Annotated in this window: 13 protein-coding genes and 1 pseudogene; 7 read left to right on the top strand and 7 right to left on the bottom strand. The window is 61.5% G+C overall.

Annotated elements, in window-relative coordinates; translation table 11 throughout:
* The first annotated feature begins 4 nt into the window (after positions 1-4).
* The 4 genes from AC4CWH_RS21900 to eutC all read left to right on the top strand — a co-directional run bounded on the left by AC4CWH_RS21900 (position 5) and on the right by eutC (position 3,933).
* Positions 5-940: a phosphotransferase gene (locus AC4CWH_RS21900; RefSeq protein WP_491286511.1), complete on the top strand. Its 936-nt coding sequence runs from the start codon at positions 5-7 to the stop codon at positions 938-940.
* Positions 940-1,728 (top strand): histidinol-phosphatase, encoded by a 789-nt coding sequence (gene hisN, locus AC4CWH_RS21895; protein ID WP_491322290.1) that lies wholly within the window; start codon positions 940-942, stop codon positions 1,726-1,728. The genes AC4CWH_RS21900 and hisN overlap by 1 nt, the downstream gene beginning before the upstream one ends.
* Before the next feature lie 8 nt (positions 1,729-1,736).
* Positions 1,737-3,128, top strand: a complete 1,392-nt coding sequence (locus AC4CWH_RS21890) for an ethanolamine ammonia-lyase subunit EutB (protein ID WP_491286515.1) — start codon at positions 1,737-1,739, stop codon at positions 3,126-3,128.
* A gap of 85 nt (positions 3,129-3,213) precedes the next feature.
* Positions 3,214-3,933 carry an ethanolamine ammonia-lyase subunit EutC gene (gene eutC, locus AC4CWH_RS21885; protein ID WP_491322317.1) on the top strand — a complete coding sequence of 240 codons (720 nt, stop codon included), beginning with the start codon at positions 3,214-3,216 and terminating at the stop codon, positions 3,931-3,933.
* A gap of 112 nt (positions 3,934-4,045) precedes the next feature.
* Here the strand turns inward: eutC and AC4CWH_RS21880 are convergent, their stop codons facing one another.
* The 6 genes and pseudogenes from AC4CWH_RS21880 to AC4CWH_RS21855 form a co-directional block, all read right to left on the bottom strand.
* On the bottom strand, positions 4,046-5,473 hold the full coding sequence (locus AC4CWH_RS21880) for a gamma-aminobutyraldehyde dehydrogenase (protein WP_491286517.1): 1,428 nt from the start codon (positions 5,471-5,473) through the stop codon (positions 4,046-4,048).
* Positions 5,474-5,501: 28 nt separating this feature from the next.
* Positions 5,502-6,317, bottom strand: a complete 816-nt coding sequence (locus tag AC4CWH_RS21875; RefSeq protein ID WP_491286518.1) for an ABC transporter permease — start codon at positions 6,315-6,317, stop codon at positions 5,502-5,504.
* The gene (locus AC4CWH_RS21870; protein WP_491286520.1) at positions 6,307-7,257 is read right to left on the bottom strand and encodes an ABC transporter permease; all 951 of its coding nucleotides are present in this window, start codon (positions 7,255-7,257) and stop codon (positions 6,307-6,309) included. Before AC4CWH_RS21870 ends, AC4CWH_RS21875 begins: the two co-directional genes overlap by 11 nt.
* Positions 7,254-8,243: an ABC transporter ATP-binding protein gene (locus AC4CWH_RS21865; protein ID WP_491322289.1), complete on the bottom strand. Its 990-nt coding sequence runs from the start codon at positions 8,241-8,243 to the stop codon at positions 7,254-7,256. The genes AC4CWH_RS21870 and AC4CWH_RS21865 overlap by 4 nt, the downstream gene beginning before the upstream one ends.
* 192 nt (positions 8,244-8,435) lie before the next feature.
* Positions 8,436-9,593, bottom strand: a complete 1,158-nt coding sequence (locus tag AC4CWH_RS21860; RefSeq protein WP_491286524.1) for an ABC transporter substrate-binding protein — start codon at positions 9,591-9,593, stop codon at positions 8,436-8,438.
* Positions 9,594-9,754: 161 nt separating this feature from the next.
* Positions 9,755-10,661: pseudogene (locus AC4CWH_RS21855) on the bottom strand (LysR family transcriptional regulator).
* Between the two features lie 116 nt (positions 10,662-10,777).
* Here AC4CWH_RS21855 and AC4CWH_RS21850 point away from each other — a divergent pair.
* Positions 10,778-11,278 carry a hypothetical protein gene (locus AC4CWH_RS21850; RefSeq protein WP_491322288.1) on the top strand — a complete coding sequence of 167 codons (501 nt, stop codon included), beginning with the start codon at positions 10,778-10,780 and terminating at the stop codon, positions 11,276-11,278.
* 143 nt (positions 11,279-11,421) lie between these two features.
* Here the strand turns inward: AC4CWH_RS21850 and AC4CWH_RS21845 are convergent, their stop codons facing one another.
* Positions 11,422-12,357: a LysR family transcriptional regulator gene (locus tag AC4CWH_RS21845; protein WP_491286528.1), complete on the bottom strand. Its 936-nt coding sequence runs from the start codon at positions 12,355-12,357 to the stop codon at positions 11,422-11,424.
* Between the two features lie 162 nt (positions 12,358-12,519).
* On the opposite strand from AC4CWH_RS21845, the gene AC4CWH_RS21840 reads away from it, so the two are divergent.
* Positions 12,520-13,656, top strand: coding sequence for an iron-containing alcohol dehydrogenase (locus AC4CWH_RS21840; protein ID WP_491322287.1), 1,137 nt, complete (start codon positions 12,520-12,522; stop codon positions 13,654-13,656).
* Between the two features lie 25 nt (positions 13,657-13,681).
* Positions 13,682-15,196: an aldehyde dehydrogenase (NADP(+)) gene (locus AC4CWH_RS21835; protein WP_491322286.1), complete on the top strand. Its 1,515-nt coding sequence runs from the start codon at positions 13,682-13,684 to the stop codon at positions 15,194-15,196.
* Positions 15,197-15,250 lie beyond the last annotated feature (54 nt).

Below are 15,250 nucleotides of genomic sequence, written 5' to 3'. Positions count from 1 at the left end.
GGTGATGAAGGAACTGGGAATGGCGCGATCCGATGCCGAGCGGGCGGTGGAAGCTGCCATCGTGCAGGTGGAGCCATGGAAGGGGCGACGCCTCAGCTACCGCGCCGTATCCGGCGGGATCAGCAACACGAATTTCCGCATCGATGTCGAGGGAGAAGACCTCGGCTACTTTCTGAAGATACCCGGCCGCGGCACGGAAATGTTCATCGATCGCAAGGCAGCGGCCGCCGCAAGCAAGCAAGCGGAAACCATTGGCGTCGGCCCACGAACATTCGACTACCTCAACCATCTCGACATCGAAATTGCCGAGTTCATCGAGGGACGGCGACCGTCCACCCACCGCGATTTCGCAGATCCGGCCATCCGCAACGAAGCCGTGCGGGTCTATCGCCATTTCCATCAGGCCCCGGCCCTGCCGCTCACCAAGACCGTGTTCGACATGATCGAGGAACATTTCGCCCAGGTGCGCGAACTCGGTGGCTACTGGCCGCTGGATCACGACTGGCTCTATCGCTCCTACAAGCAGGCGCGCGCAGCGCTGGAAGCCTCAGGCCTTGATCTCGTTGCCTGCTTCAACGACCCGATGCCGGGCAATTTCCTGATCGGCGACGACAAGTCGATCAAGCTGATCGATTTCGAATATGCCTCGAACAACGAGCGCCTCTACGATCTCGCGATCTGGAGCGGCGAGATGTTTTTCTCCGAAGACATCGACTGCGCCATTATCGAGGAATATTTCGGCCGTTACGACAAATCCCGGCATGCCCGCTTTATCGTCCACAAGGCGCTTGCCGATATCAAGTGGAGCACCTGGGCCATGGTGCAGAACCGCATCTCGACGCTCGACTTCGACTTTTACAAATACGGGATCTGGAAGCACATGCGTGCCCGCTCCATCATCCACGATCCCCGCTGGCCGCTTTTCCTGAAGGCTCTCTGATGCCCATCGATCCAATCAGGCCGGCGGATGCCGCGACCTATCTTTCCTTTGCCGTTGAACTGGCAGACGCCGCACGTCCCCTCGCCCTCTCCTATTTCCGCACACCGCTGGACGTCATCTCCAAGCTCGATGAAAGCCCCGTCACGGTGGCTGACCGTGCAATCGAAAAGCGGCTTCGCGACATGATCGAAGACCATTTCCCGAGCCATGGCATCCATGGCGAAGAAATGGGCATCAAGCCGGGTGACGCCTTTACCTGGGTGCTAGACCCCATTGACGGCACCAAGAGCTTCATCACCGGATTTCCGCTTTTCGGCACGTTGATTTCGCTGACCCATGAGGAAAAGCCGTTCTGCGGCCTGATCGATATGCCGGCAACCGGAGAGCGGTGGATCGGTTCACCGGGCGAGACACTGTTTGATGGAAGCATCGCCCGCAGCAGCGGCTGCGAAAGCCTGTCGGAGGCCCGCTTCTACACCACCTCGCCCGACATGTTCATCGGCACCGATGCCGAACGCTTCGAGCGGCTTTCACGGGCAACGCGGCTGCGCCGCTTCGGCGGCGACTGCTACATTTACGGCCTTCTCGCCTCCGGACACTGTGACCTTGTTCTGGAGACCGGACTGCAACCCTATGATTACCTGGCGCTTGTGCCTGTCGTGGAGGGTGCAGGCGGCTGCATTACCGACTGGGATGGAAGGGCTCTGTCGGTCCATTCAGATGGCCGGGTTCTTGCATCGGCCAACTCGAAACTGCATGACGCAGCGCTGGCGCTGATCAACGGGTGAGCCGTAACATGACCTACAAGACGACAATCGAACAGACGGTTTTCCGCTTCGATGACCTGAAGACATTGCTGGCCAAGGCCACGCCGGAACGTTCCGGCGATCAGCTGGCCGGCATTGCCGCCGATGGACCGGTGGAACGGCTGGCAGCGCAGATGGCGCTGGCCGATCTGCCGCTCAAGGCGTTCCTGAACGAGGAGCTTATTCCAGCCGATGAGGACGAGGTTTCCCGGCTGATCCTGGAGCAGCATAATCCGCGTGCATTTGCCGCGATTTCGACCTTGACCGTCGGAGAATTGCGGGAATGGTTGCTGAGGCCGGAGACGACGCAGGATCGCCTGGAAGCGGTCTGCTGGGGGCTGACGCCGGAAATGGTGGCGGCCGTCTCGAAAATCATGCGGCTGCAAGACATGATTGCGGTGTCAGCCAAGCGCCGCGTGGTGACCCGCTTTCGCAATACCGTCGGGCTTGGCGGAAGGCTTTCGACCCGCAACCAGCCAAACCACCCGACCGATGACAGCCGCGGGATCATTGCATCGGCAATCGATGGATTGCTGATGGGCTCGGGAGATGCCGTGATCGGCGTCAACCCGGCAACCGACAGCACCGAAGATTATATCCGCATCGTCTCCCTGCTCGACGAGCTGCGCGAAAAGCTCGCAATCCCAACCCAGACCTGTTGCCTCGGCCATGTGACGACGGCGATCGAGGCGATGGAAAGACATGCTCCCGTCGACCTCGTGTTCCAGTCGGTGGCGGGATCGGAAAAGGCCAACAGGGGCTTTGGCGTCGATCTGGCGCTTCTGAGGCAAGCGCATGAGGCGGGTCGCTCGCTGAAGCGCGGCATGCCGGGCGCGAATATCATGTATTTCGAAACCGGCCAGGGTGCAGCGCTTTCGGCGGATGCGCATTTCGGCATCGACCAGCAGACCATGGAGACGCGCGCCTACGCGGTCGCGCGCGAGTTCAATCCCATGCTCGTCAACACCGTCGTCGGCTTTATCGGCCCCGAATATCTGTTCAACGGCAAGCAGATCATTCGCGCCGGCATCGAGGACCATTTCTGCGGCAAGATGCTCGGCCTGCCGATGGGTGTCGATGTCTGCTACACAAACCATGCCGATGCCGATCAGGAAGACATGGATACGCTGCTGACGCTGCTCTGTGCGGCCAATGTGAACTTCGTCATCACGGTGCCCGGCGCCGATGACATCATGCTGAATTATCAATCGCTCTCCCATCACGATGCCGTCTACTGCCGCGAGACATTAAAGCGGCCGCCGGCACCGGAATTCGAGACATGGCTTGCCGAGATAGGTCTGACGGATCGTGAAGGCACCTTGGTTGGCGAGCCGGCTGCCCTGTCAAACTATGTGCGCAGCAGCGTATTGATCGGGGCGTAAGATGACAAAGCCGATTAATTCCGCACCAGTCCTCACGGTGGAAACCGAAGCGCGAGACGACCGGCGGGTTCCTGACCTGCGCAGCATGACGGATGCCCGCGTCTCGCTTGGCCGCCATGGCGGGGGGCTTCCGACGCAGGCGCAACTGTCCTTCCTGCTCGATCATGCAAGGGCCCGCGAAGCGGTCTGGGCAAGTGTCGAGTGGACCGTGCTCACCGAGCGGCTGGAACAGGCGGGGCTTGCCGTCGTTCGGGCCGACAGTCTGGCAGAAAACCGCAGCATCTATGTCCGCCGCCCCGATCTCGGGCGGCTCCTGTCTGAGGACGCCGAAAAGCGCCTGAGAGGACTTGTGGCGGGAAAAGATTATGACATTGCCATCATCGTTGCCGACGGCTTGTCATCGAGCGCTGTCGATATCAATGCTGTGCCGCTGATCGCAGCACTGATCCCGAAGCTTGTGAGCCTTGGGCTGAAACCCGCACCGGTCGTTCTGGCAAACCAGGCGCGGGTTGCGATCGGGGATCCGGTGGGCGCGGCCCTTGGCGCAAAACTGTCGATCGTTCTGGTGGGCGAACGCCCCGGTCTTTCCGCCGCAGACAGCCTCGGCGCCTATGTGACCCTCGATCCGAAGCCCGGCACCAGCGATTCCAGCCGCAACTGCGTGTCCAATATCCGCGACGGCGGCCTTGCCATCCACGAGGCCGCCGACATCATCGCATCTCTCGTGCGCGACATGCTGCGCACAAATGTCAGTGGCGTTGCGCTGAAGGCTGCCGTCTCGAAGCTTTCCAACTGGGCAACTTGAAGAGAATGCCCGGTTGGAGACCAGATTCGATTGTCATGGGAGGGAGATCCGGGACCCAGCCATCTGGCATTTTTTGAGCAAGACAAGAGACTCGAGTCTCCTCTTCGTTCAATCAACCATGATTGATCATCACGTGGCGCACGGCCGTGTAGTCCTCCAGCGCGTAGACCGACATGTCCTTGCCATAACCCGACTGCTTCATGCCGCCATGGGGCATTTCGTTGCAGAGCATGAAGTGGGTGTTGATCCAGGTGCAGCCGTAGCGCAGCTTGGCGGCGGTCTGCATGGCGCGGGAGATGTCCTTGGTCCAGACGGAGGATGCCAGGCCATAGTCGCTGTCGTTTGCCCAGGTGACGGCATCGCCGACATCCTTGAAGCGGGTGACGGAAACGACGGGCCCAAAAACTTCGCGGCGGACGATTTCGTCGTCCTGGGTGGCGCCGGCAATCACCGTCGGGGTGTAGAAGAAACCCTTGTCGGAGCCGATCTTGCCGCCGGCGACAATCTCCATGTGCTTGTGTTCGGCGGCGCGCGTGACGAAGCTTTCGACGCGGTCGCGCTGACGCTTGGAAATCAGCGGGCCGATCTCGTTTTCGGTGTCGTCGGCCTGGTTGAACTTGATGGTCGAGACGGCGGACGCGAGATCGGCGACGAAGCGGTCATAGACCTTGTCACTCGCATAGATGCGGCAGGCGGCCGTGCAGTCCTGGCCGGCATTGTAAAAGCCGAAGGTGCGGATCGCCTGGACGACCGCGTCGACATCGGCATCGTCATAAATGATGACAGGGGCCTTGCCGCCGAGTTCCAGATGGGTGCGCTTGACGGTCTTGGCCGCTGCCGTCAGCACCTTCTTGCCGGTGGCGATATCGCCCGTGATCGAGACCATCGCGATCTTCGGGTGATTGATCAGCGCATTGCCGACGCTTTCACCGCGGCCGAGCACGACATTGACTACGCCTTCCGGCAGGATTTCCGCCATGGTGCGGGCAAGTTTCAGGGCCGAAAGCGGCGTCTGCTCGGAGGGTTTGAAGACAACCGTGTTGCCGCCGGCGAGCGCCGGGGCCAGCTTCCAGGCCATCATCATCAGCGGATAGTTCCACGGCGCAATCGAGCCGATGATGCCGACCGCGTCACGGCGGATCATCGAGGTGAAGCCGGGCAGATATTCGCCTGACGCAGGCGCCTGCAGCGTGCGGATCGCGCCGGCGAAGAAGCGGTAGCAGTCGACAATCGCCGGGATCTCGTCATTCAACACGGCATTGATCGGCTTGCCGCAGTTGAGGCTTTCGAGCGCTGCAAAACCGGCCGCATCCTTCTCGATCGCGTCGGCAATGGCGAGCAGATAGGCCGAGCGCTGGCCGGGCGTGGTGGAGGACCAGCTGTCGAAGGCCTTGTCGGCGGCATCGACGGCAGCATCGACCTGGGCGAGCGAGGCTTCCGGCAGCTCGACGATCATCTCGCCTGTCTTCGGGTTGAGGATCTTTTCGTCCGTCTCGGTGCCGGCTTCGAATTTCGAACCGATCAGCATCTGGGTGTCCATGTCGTTCTCCCTTATTGTTCTCGATGGTCTATTTGCCGCTGCCGGCCACCTGGTCGGTATCACGGGTCAGATAATAGGCGGCCAGGATCGGCAGGAAAGTGACGATAACGACCACCATCGCCACCACATTGGTGACCGGGCGCTGGCGCGGGCGGATCAGTTCTTCCAGCATCCAGATCGGCAACGTTGTCTGCTGACCGGCGGTGAAGGTGGTGACGATGACCTCGTCGAAGGACAAAGCGAAGGCAAGCATGCCGCCAGCAAGCAGCGCCGTCGCAATGTTCGGCAGGATGATATGGCGAAACGTCTGGAAGCCATCGGCGCCGAGATCCATCGAGGCCTCGATCAACGAGCCGGAGGTACGTCGAAAGCGGGCGACGGCATTGTTGTAGATGACGACGACGCAGAAGGTGGCGTGGCCCAGGATGATCGTCCAGACCGAAAAGGGGATCTCGGCGAGCGAAAATGCGGAGCGCAGCGCAATGCCGGTGATAATGCCGGGCAGCGCAATCGGCAGGATGACGAGCAGCGAAACCACCTCGCGGCCGAAGAATTTTGTACGCGCTACGGCAGCAGCCGCCAGCGTGCCGAGCACGAGCGCAATCAGGGTCGCGATGCTGGCGACGCGGACCGAGAGGCCCAACGCTTCCCAGATGTCCGGGCGGTTCCAGGCAACGGCGAACCATTTTGTGGTGAAGCCCGGCGGCGGCCACTGAAAACTCTTTTCCTCCGTCGTGAAGGCGTAGACGAAGATCAGCAGGATCGGCAGATGCAGGAATGCGAGGCCGAGGCCGGCTGCGATCTTCAGCGGGATGCTTGCGGATTGGGGACGGTCAGAGCGCATCGAAGGCCCCCATGCGTTTGGCGATGGTGAGATAGATGCCCATGATGACGATCGGAACGACCGAGAAGGCAGCGGCGAGCGGGATATTGCCGGCCGTGCCCTGCTGGGCATAAACGGCCTGGCCGATGAACAGGCGCGAGGTGCCGACGATCTGCGGAATGATGTAGTCACCGAGCGTCAGCGAGAAGGTGAAGATCGATCCGGCCACGATGCCGGGCAGCGACAGCGGCAAAAGCACGTGGCGAAAAGTCTGGCGCGGATCGGCGCCGAGATCGCCGGAGGCTTCGATCAGGTTGCCGGGCACGCGCTCCAGCGAGGCCTGGATCGGCAGGATCATGAAGGGCAGCCAGACATAAACGAAGACGATGAAGGTGCCGATATAACTGATCGACAGCGAGCTTCCGCCGATGACCGGGATGGCGAGCAGTCCATCGAGCAGCCATGTCAGGTGCAGCTTTGCAAAAATCCAGGTGAGGATGCCTTCCTTGGCAAGGATCAGCTTCCAGGCATAGACCTTGACCAGATAACTCGACCAGAGCGGCAGCATGATGCCGAGATAAAAGACGGCCTTCCATTTCCCTTGCGCGTAACGGGCGGCGTAATAGGCAATGGGGAAGGCCAGCGCCACCGAGGCGACCGTGACGGCGGCGGCCATCAGAAGCGTGCGCAGGATGATATCGAAATTCGCCGGCGCCAGCAGTTGACCGTAGGTCGACAGCGTGAACTCGTAATTGATCAGGCCGGAGAATTCGTCGATCGAGAAGAAGCTCTGCAGGAGCAAAGCCAGGAGCGATCCGACATAGATGATGCCGAGCCAGAGCAGGGGCGGCACCAGCATCAGCGCCAGCAGCAGGTTGGGCCGCCGCCAGAACAGATCCGAGAGCCGCCCCATCAGGCCCTGACGGCCATCGAGGATGACGGTGGAGGCGGACGCGCTCATGCATCATCCTCCATGGTGTGGGCATCAGTCGCGCCCCAGGTGAGCCCAACTGTTTCGCCGGGTTTCGGCACGGGATGGCCGGCCGGGATCGTCACCGACAGCGGCGTCGCGCCGGCATTAACGAAGAGGCGGGTGGCAGCACCGAGGAAGCTGGTCGAGCGGACGAGAGCCGGTACACCTCCGTCACTTGCGATGCGGATGGCTTCGGGGCGCAGGCTCGTCCAGCGCGCCTCGCCGCCCAGCGCCTTCATGTCGGCAGGCGCAATCACATTCGAGGAACCGACGAAATCAGCGACGAAACGGGTCTTCGGGCGGTTGTAGATGTCCTCAGGCGTGCCGGCCTGAACAATCTTGCCATCGTTGAAGACGGCGACCCGGTCGGCCATTGACAGCGCTTCGCCCTGATCATGGGTGACGAAGACAAAGGTGATGCCGAGCGCGCGCTGCAGGCTCTTCAACTCTTCCTGCATCTGCTCACGCAGCTTCAGGTCCAGAGCACCCAGCGGTTCGTCGAGCAGCAGCACCTTCGGCTTGTTGACCAGCGCCCGGGCGAGCGCCACGCGCTGCCTCTGGCCACCGGAAAGCTGGCCGGGCTTGCGGGCGCCGTAGCCGGGGAGCTTCACCAGTTCGAGCGCCTTTTCGGCCTCACGACAGCGCTCGGCTTTGCCCAGACCCTTGACCATCAGGCCATAGGCGACATTGTCGAGAATATTGAGATGCGGGAAGAGGGCGTAATCCTGAAAAACCGTGTTGACGTTGCGGCGATAGGGCGGCACGCCCTCGGCCGTTTCGCCGAAGATTTCGATATGACCATCGGTCGGCTGCTCGAAGCCGGCAATCAGCCGCAGGCAGGTCGTTTTGCCAGAGCCCGAGGGGCCGAGCATGGCGAAAAACTCGCCGGGTGCAACGGTCAGATCGACGCTGTCGACGGCTTTGACGCTGCCGAAATGGCGCGAGACCTTCGAGAAGGAGACGGCTTCGGTCATGGGGGCTCCAGAGGTATGTGGGATGTGTCGCCGACAGGCGGCCTCTTCTACCCAGCGGGGAGAAGTGCCGAGCGTAGCGAGGCGATGAGGGCGGCCGAAGACCATGAGGCCCCACGAGAGACCAGAGGCTTCGCCTCCCCCTCATCCGGTCCTGCGGACCACCTTCTCCCCGCTGGGGAGAAGGGGAAGAGATTACCGTCCGCCGATCACGCCGATATAGTCTGAAACCCAGCGGTGGTAGGGCACGCATTCGCCCGTGCTGCACTTCGAAGTCGGAGTGCGCCAGAACTTGATCTTGTCGAAGTTCTCAAAGCCGTTGGTCTTGCAGCCTTCGTCGCCATAGAGCGCATTGCCCTTGCAGGCGGCGGGAACGGAGGGAACCGTGCCGAACCAGGCGGAAACGTCACCCTGGACTTTTGGCGAGAGCGAGTGCTCCATCCACATATAGGCGCAGTTCGGGTGTTCGCTTTCGGCATGCAGCATGGTCGTGTCGGCCCAGCCGGTCACACCTTCCTCAGGGAAGGTCGAGGCGATCTTGGCGCCTTCCGACTTCATCAGGTTGACCTGGAAGGGCCAGGAACCTGAGGCGACGACGCCTTCGTTCTTGAAGTCGTCGATCTGGATCATGGCATCGTGCCAGTAACGGCCGACGAGCTGGCGCTGGCCGCGCAGCAGCTCAAGGGCTGCCTTGTACTGGTCCTCGTTCAGCTCGTAAGGGTCCTTGATGCCCAGTTCCGGCTTGTGCGCCATCAGATAGAGGGCAGCGTCGGCGACATAGATCGGGCCGTCATAGGCCTGAACGCGGCCCTTGTTCGACTTGCCATCGGGCAGGGTCTGCTCTTCGAAGACAACCTTCCAGCTCTTCGGCGCTTCGCCCTTGAAGGCATCGGTGTTGTACATCAGCACATTGGCGCCCCACACATAAGGCGTGCCGTAATGGACGCCGTCCTTGGTGTGCCAGGGAGCGTTCTGCAGGCGCTCGTCGATGGTGCTCCATGAGGGGATAAGGGCGGTATTGATCGGCTGGACGCGCTTGCCGGCAACGAGCCGCAGAGACGCGTCACCCGAGGCGGTGACGAGATCGAAGCCGCCTTCGTTCATCAGGGCGACCATTTCATCGGAGGTGGCGGCCGTCTTCACCGAGACCTTGCAGCCTGTGCTCTTTTCAAAATCGGTGACCCAGTCGTAATTCTTGTCGGTTTCGCCGCGCTCGATATAACCGGCCCAGGCGACAATGGAGAGCGCGCCTTCGCCAGGGCCGAGCGTCTTCAAAGGTTCCTGGGCGACGGCGGCGGTGGCAAGGCTGAGTACGCAGGCAAGGACGGTGCAGGATTTCAATATCGACTTCATCGCGAGATCTCCCCGTTGTGAGCGGCCGCGTTTTCGCAGCCTTATGTTCCCGGCGAGAAAGGTGCCGCGAATGACCTGCCTTCGCAAATTCATTCGTCAGAATGCCGCTATCGGTTTTTCCGATGGCAGCGGCGGCGGAAGCATTTGTCTAAGAGCGGCGACTACCGCACTCGCCCACTTCGGCTCGCCTCGGCAATCCCGACGAAATCCCGTGCCGCCTGGGACAGGCTTGAGCCTTTGCGCCAGACCATGCCGACCTGAACCACTGGCAGTGCGCCAGATACGTCGCGGCTTTCGATGCGGTCACCTTCCAGCGACCACGGGCGGTAGACGAGATCGGAGCAGTGACACGCCGGCGCCTGTTGCCACCAGGCTGCGCACTGCTTCCACCGAGCGGGTGCGGAAGGCGACATGCGGGCGGGCGCCGAGCGCCGACAGGAGCTTGCCGGTGTTTTCCTCGATTTCATCCACCGTCAGCATGATCAGCGGCTCCTTGGCGATGTCGGCAATCGAGATGATGTCGGCCGAGACCAGCGGATGACCGATCGGCAGCCAGAGGCGGTAGGGCGAGGTTTCGAGGATTTCGGCCTGCAGCGCCAAGCGGTCGCGCAGGTTGGAAATCACCATCACGGCCACGTCCAACTCGCCGCCGATCAGCAGATGTTCGAGATAGGACCCGTTGTCCTCGATGGCGGACACCTCGACGCCGGGGCAGGCGCGGCGGTAACGGGCGAGCAGGTCGGAGAGCACATAACCGGCAACGAGCGAGGTGACGCCGATGTTGAGCGTGCCGCCGGTATTGCTCTTCGTTTCGGCAAAGACATGGCGGGCATCGGAGACGGTGGCGAGGATTTTTGTCGCGTGGCGCAGGAACTGGTGGCCGTTATGGGTGATCGAAAGGCCGCGCGGGTGACGCTCGAACAGCTCGACGCCAAGATCGCCCTCCAGCTCCTTGATCGCTTCGGTCACGGAGGACTGGGAAATGGACAGGTTCTGCGCCGCGCGGGTCACCGAACCCTGCTCGGCAACGGCGACAAAATACTGCAACTGACGGAATGTGAAGGCCATGCGCTACTCAAAGCACGGACGGGCGGCGACAGGCAAGGCGGCTTCGCCCCTTGTCAGACGACAGGCGAAGTCCCCAACGCAGAGACCGACCGTTCACGCAACGGGTCACGCCGCTGATGCACACCCTCGTTGAGGCGGCATTCCCAGCAAACATCGGATCGGGCAAGGCCGAACTTGTCGCCTGGCTGATGCTCGACGAACTGACCGAAACAGTTCATGCGCAGACCGTCTTGCTCCTGCCGATAAGCTCCATCGAGCGGCGCGTTGCTGATCTAGCCTTCAAAGACCGCCAGAACCGGCTGAACATCGACGACCTGGCGTCACGCGCCGCGACCTCGGTCCGGACCGTAAGCCGACTTTTTCCATTGGAAACGAGGCTGACGCTGAAGGCCTGGCGAAAGCTTGTAAGGATCGTGCAGGTCATGAACAGGCTGGCACGAGAGGATGCAGTGCCCGCGTTCCTTCCGAGTTCGGTTTTGCCAACACCGCTTCGGTCTCGTGCGCGTTTCGTGAGGTCACAGCCATCACACCGTCAATTAGCCCCAGAAACACAAAAACCGCCCTCATCAAATGGAAGCGGTGAGACTTTTATGTTTGATTTGGTTGCGGGGGCCTGAGCGCATGGAGACTTGTAAATGCCTTCGCCTTGACGGGTATTGACCCGGGGACCCTTGATTGCTGGCCTAGATGCGTCTTGGGAAACTGGATCTTCATGAACTGATCAGAAGACAAGAATGGCAGGCCATGGGTTTGTCGATTTTCACAGACGTCTTGTCGTACCGGCCACGAGATCTTTGATAAAGGCTTGCGTATGGGGTGCCTGCTCCGCCGAACGGCGTGTGATAGCTTCATAGGGCTCACTCTTTGAGCGCAGGTGCATGGGCAGGATGCTGGCCATGCCGAAATTGACGAAAAAGGCCGCCACGTCGCTGGAAAGCAGGGCCACGGTGTTCGGTTCCGCCTGCATCAGTGACATCGTGGTCAGCGCCGAGCGGGTTTCCAGCAGGGCGCGCGGCATTTCAAGCCCGGCCTGGCGGAATTCCTGCTCAAGCGACAGGCGCATCGGCATGGAGGCGGTGTAGACGATCCAGCGCGAATCCGCGAGATCCTTGAGGCGCACCCGCTTGCGGTCAATCAACGGATGGGCCGGATTGGCGACCACGGCCAGCAACTCGTCGTGAAAGGCGGTGACGTTATAGAGTTGCGGGGTCGCGCTCATGGAACTGCGCCCGATCACCAGATCCAGCAGTCCGCGGTCCAGCTGGCGCAGCAGTTCGACACTGGTATCTTCCAGAATCTCAATCGACGTACGGGGAAAACGCCTCAGGAAATTGCTGATCGTCTCCGTTACATAGGGCACGGCGCCCATGATCGTGCCGATGCGCAGCCTGCTCCACTCTCCATCCGAAGCGGTGTGAATCTCCTGCGCCATGGCCGTCAACTGCGACAGCATGGTCTTGGCATGGCGGATCATGCATTCACCGGCAGGCGTCGGAATAAGGCCGCGATTGGTGCGGTTGAAAAGCTTCGTTCCCGTCAGACCCTCAGCCTCCTGCAAGGCCTTGGTGGCCCGGGGCTGGCTCATGCCGATCAGCTCGGATGCCCGTTTCAACGAACCGTTATCGTCGATTGCGGAAATCAGCAGCAATTGCCGCATGGAAAGGCGGAACATCGGCATGGAATGGGTACGCGGCATCGACGTCATATTTTCCTTTTTGTTATACCCGTATCCAACAATAGCGTATTTACAGCGGCCTTTCCGCCGTTATTTTGCCGTGACAAATGAAAATACCGCCGTAAAACGTGAAGTTTTGCCCAAGCGGGTTATCAAATTGGAATAGCAACGCAGGAGGACCGTATGAGCCTGATCAACTACGTGACGCGGGTCCAGTTCGGATACGGCGAAATCGCAAATCTGAAAGCGGAACTCGCTCTTGCAGGCATCACCCGCCCGGTCATTGTCACAGACAAGGGTGTGCGCGCGCTTGGCATGCTGGAGCGGGTCGAAGCGGCGACGGGTATAACGCCTGCAGCCATTTTCGATGAGACACCCGGCAACCCCAATGAAGCGGCTGCCATTAAGGCAACGGCTGTTTTCCGTGAGGCTGACGGCGATGGCATCATTGCCATTGGCGGCGGCTCGGCCCTCGATCTTGCGAAAGCCGTGGCCGTGATGGCGGCGCATGAAGGACCATTAAAGACCTATGCCGCCATCGAAGGCGGGCTGGAAAAGATCACTTCCCGCACCTTCCCGACCATTGCGATCCCCACCACCGCAGGAACCGGCAGCGAAGTGGGTCGGGCGGCGATCATCATCCTGGAAGACGGCCGCAAGGTGGGGCTACTCTCCCCCTTCCTGATCCCCAAGGCGGCCATTGTCGATCCCGAACTGACGCTGAGCCTGCCGCCGATGCTGACCGCTGCGACGGGCATGGATGCGATCTCCCATTGCATCGAAACCTATCTCGCCCCCTCCTTCAACCCGCCGGCCGACGGCATTGCGCTCGAAGGCCTGCGTCGCGGCTGGGCCAATATTCGCCTTGCGGTAGAAGAACCAGGCAATCGCGATGCCCGCGCCAACATGGCCATTGCGGCGACCATGGGCGCCATGGCCTTCCAGAAGGGCCTTGGCTGCGTCCACAGCCTCAGTCACGCGCTGGGCGGCATCAATCCCAAGCTGCACCACGGCACTTTGAATGCCATCTTCATGCCGCCTGTACTTGCCTTCAACCAGAGCGCCCGGACGAGCGTGGAGGAAGGCAAATATGCGCGCCTTGCCGATGCGATAGGGCTTGCCGCCAACGCAGACATTGGAGCCGCCATAGAGGAAATGACCCGCGCCATCGGGCTGCCGGCCCGCCTCTGCGAACTGGGTGTCACCGCAGACCTGTTCGACCGGGTGGTGAAAGGTGCGCTGGCCGACCACAGTCATCGCACCAACCCGCGTGAGGCGTCTGCCGAAGACTATCACGCCATGTTACAGGCAGCGCTGTAAGCGCAACAACGCTTGGAGCAAACGCATGACCTACACGCCGCACGGCAAGCACCTCATTGCGGGGAAATGGCTGGCAACAGCCGATACATTCACCAACGAACCCGTTTCCGGTGCCTCAACGGCATTCTCGCTGGGAACTGTCGAATTGGTCAACCTTGCCGCAGAAGCCGCTGAAAAGGCTTTCTGGTCCTACGGTTACTCTTCTGTGGCAGAACGTTCGGCCCTGCTGCGCACCATTGCCGACGAAATCGAGGCGCGCGGTGCCGCCATCACTGACATCGGCTGCATTGAAACCGGCCTTCCCGCTGCCCGCCTGGAAGGCGAGCGAGGCCGCACCACGGCTCAGCTCCGGCTTTTTGCCAGCCATATCGAGAAGGGTGACTATCTTGACCGGCGCATCGACGCTGCGCTGCCGGAGCGTCAACCGGCACCGCGTCCGGAGATTCGCCTGATGCAGCGCCCGGTCGGGCCGGTCGCCGTCTTCGGAGCCTCCAATTTCCCCCTCGCCTTCTCAACGGCGGGCGGTGACACGGCAGCGGCTCTTGCTGCCGGTTGCCCTGTCGTGGTGAAGGGTCATTCGGCCCACCCGGGAACCGGCGAGATCATCGCCGAGGCCATCCATGCAGCCATCGGCAAGCTCGGGATAGATCCGGGCGTATTCAGCCTTGTGCAGGGCGGCAATCGGGACGTTGGAAGCGCGCTTGTCACCCATCCGCTCATCAAGGCTGTGGGCTTTACCGGCTCGCTTTCGGGCGGACGTGCCCTGTTCGACCTGTGCGCAAGCCGCCCCGAGCCCATCCCCTTCTTCGGCGAACTGGGCAGCGTCAATCCGATGTTCGTTCTTCCCGAAGCCGCTAAGGCACGCGCGGCGGCCATGGGGGCGGGCTGGGCCGCATCGCTTGTCATGGGCGCTGGCCAGTTCTGCACCAATCCCGGCATTGCAGTGGTGATTGCCGGTGCCGACGCCGACAGCTTCGTTGCAGCCGCAAAGGAAGCCCTGAGCAAGACCGGGCCGCAGGTGATGCTCACCGAAGGCATTGCCCGTGCCTATCAGGCCGGTCAGGCCCGGCTGAAAGGCTGCGACACGGCTCAGCCAGTCTACGAAACGGTTTCGCAGGGCCGCAGCGCCAATCCCAACCTCTATGAAACCACGGCCAGCCAGTTCCTCGCCGATCATAGCCTGTCCGAAGAAGTGTTCGGGCCGCTCGGGCTCGTCGTGAGGGTGGCAACGCCCGAAGAAATGCGCAGCATCGCCCTGAGCTTCCAGGGACAGCTGACGGCCACGCTGCACATGGACGACGCTGACCTGCCGCTGGCAAAAACGCTGCTTCCCGTGCTGGAGAGAAAGGCCGGACGCGTGCTCGTCAATGGCTTCCCGACCGGCGTGGAAGTGGTCGATTCCATGGTGCATGGCGGTCCCTACCCGGCTTCCACCAATTTCGGAGCCACAAGCGTTGGCACGCTGTCCATCCGGCGCTTCCTGCGCCCGGTCAGCTACCAGAACTTCCCGGCAGAATTGCTGCCAGAAGGCGTGCTGTAGCCTTTACGGCCTCCGGCACTGCCCAATCAATCGCATGCCCCAACGGGGCATGCA

It is taken from the genome of Neorhizobium sp. PAMB6716 (assembly GCF_058242805.1).
This window is presented reverse-complemented; position numbering and strand designations above follow the sequence as displayed.